Source organism: Salmonella enterica subsp. diarizonae, from assembly GCF_008692785.1.
In the GTDB taxonomy this organism is placed as follows: Bacteria; Pseudomonadota; Gammaproteobacteria; order Enterobacterales; family Enterobacteriaceae; genus Salmonella; species Salmonella diarizonae.
Genome location: NZ_VXJV01000024.1, coordinates 1 through 1,883, shown reverse-complemented (window position 1 = coordinate 1,883; position 1,883 = coordinate 1). Strand labels below are relative to the sequence as shown.

Annotated in this window: 3 protein-coding genes and 1 pseudogene; all 4 read right to left on the bottom strand. The window is 48.0% G+C overall.

Annotation, left to right across the window (positions count from 1 at the left end; translation table 11 throughout):
• Positions 1 to 203, bottom strand: a 203-nt coding sequence (locus tag F4V72_RS23910; protein ID WP_139147919.1) for an NAD(P)-binding protein, incomplete at its 3' end; no start/stop codon positions are given.
• Positions 193 to 330, bottom strand: a complete 138-nt coding sequence (locus F4V72_RS24200) for a hypothetical protein (protein ID WP_164984571.1) — start codon at positions 328 to 330, stop codon at positions 193 to 195. The genes F4V72_RS23910 and F4V72_RS24200, both read right to left, overlap by 11 nt.
• 159 nt (positions 331 to 489) lie before the next feature.
• A complete protein-coding gene (locus F4V72_RS23905; protein ID WP_053509489.1) occupies positions 490 to 1,230 on the bottom strand; it encodes a hypothetical protein in 741 nt (246 codons plus the stop codon).
• Between the two features lies 1 nt (position 1,231).
• A pseudogene (locus F4V72_RS24575) lies at positions 1,232 to 1,571 on the bottom strand (hypothetical protein).
• Positions 1,572 to 1,883 lie beyond the last annotated feature (312 nt).

The following is a 1,883-nucleotide window of genomic DNA, read 5'->3' as shown; positions in this document are numbered from 1 at the left end:
GTTTCATTATCAGTATGAAAAATATGAGGACCATAAACGTGCACCATGATACCCGTTTGCTCATCGCGGGCATCATAAGCGTTACCACCGATGTGTGAACGTTGATCAATAATATTGACTATATGTCCCTGCTCAGCTAACTGGCGTGCAATTACTGCGCCTGAAAGGCCAGCACCTACAATTAATATCTTATTACGCTTCATTATTTTTATCACTCTGTTCGCAGACACAGATAATGTTAAACAGTTTATCCAGAACCATTTTCAGTAATATCAGCAGGGTAAAATGAAATTTACTCAACGCATCCAGATAATTCCACGCTACCGCCACAGCGCGTAAACCTTCGCACTGGTTACAAATTCATTAACGACACACGTTCCGCTGTATTTCCAGACAACGATGAATGCCATATTTCTTTGGCGTAAAATAAATTACTCAGAACGTAACAGAATGATTCTGAATACTGCGGGGCATAACCTGAACGCGCTGTCAGCGTAAATCCGATGCGTTACCTGCCCCGGCTTTTACCAAAGCAATCGGTTGATTGATGTCCGGATTGACGTCCGGCATCCTTATTCTTACCGCATCAGGTAGCGGTACTCCTGCCGGTATATCCCAGCGTTGTTTCAGCGTTTGCTCCGCGAGCCAGACCTGCCTCACGCCGGTCCCCAGCATACGGGCCGTCATTTCCGGGCTACAGCCTGATAACAGTAATCCCAGCACCCGCCGCCCCTGTTTTGGCAGACGCTCTGACAGTAACCGGACCAGCGTGCGGCTGTTTATTTCCATCACCAGTTCCGGCACGCTCAACACGTTCTTCATCTCCTCCTCGTAAGGCGATGTCTGTACTGATGACCACATGGCCAGCTCAGCCATTCTGGCCAGAACCCTTACCGGCATGGCGCATTTAATCAGCCTCAGATGGCGGAAGTAACCTTCCACACTGACGTCAACCGGTAAAAACGCGTTACTGCTGCAAAAAACCACTGTCCGCGGATAACGCTGAAAAACCTGTTGCCACAGTAAAAGCTGGGTTGATGGTCGTCCGGCGGATATCACCATCGCGCCTGGCCACCGGCGCAACCGATCCAGCAGCCCTTCTGGTGTCCTGAGACGAACGCTGTCTTCCACGCAAAGACCGCCGGTATCCGGAAACTGCGCAGGATTTTCTCCTGACTGACAAAACATAATCAGCCGGAGAGGCGGCAGTACCCTGGTTAACGTCTGCATATCAGTACGTCAGGACCTGGTACAGGCCGAACAGCGCTGCGACAGTGAATACCGTCAGCAGGATCAAAAATATTTTTGCTCCCGTGCTGTACCGGTACTTACCGGTGCGCCCCCGTCTGGTGGACATTCCTGCATATTCTTGCGTCATCAGATTGTTCTCCTCAGGCTATTGCCAGCCCGGCAATGCGCCAGCAGCAACAACAGCTTCGAATTGTGGAAACAAAATGTCCGCACCCTTTCGTGGGCCGGGAGCCATTCCATATCTGTATAAAAAATGACGTCTGGCCCCAGCCTGAACACAGCACTCTGACATCCTGCCCGGATTTGCTTTTCGGCTGCACAGGCCGTCAGCATCCCTGGCAATAAATTCCTCTGCCGCAGGGTAATTGCACCCTGAGCGGAGTACGAAAAGACCAGTGAAAAACATAGCAATCAGTTGATTTATATATTTATTCTGTAAGTCAGTTCTTCCCTGAACAGACTTCTCTTTGATTTAACAATATGACTCAAAAAGTTAAATAAAGGATTTAATGCTTAATAATTAAAACTAAACAGTAGTAAATATTATTTAATGCGTTTTTTTAACACTTAAAATTAACATTTTGTGCAGACAGGGCAAAGATGAATACAGAACAGTGCTGGTTGGACCAGAT

What these genes read in the sequence shown, in the direction of transcription:
- F4V72_RS23905 (WP_053509489.1), bottom strand. Translation starts at nt 1,230, where the DNA reads ATGCAGACGTTAACCAGGGTACTGCCGCCTCTCCGGCTGATTATGTTT.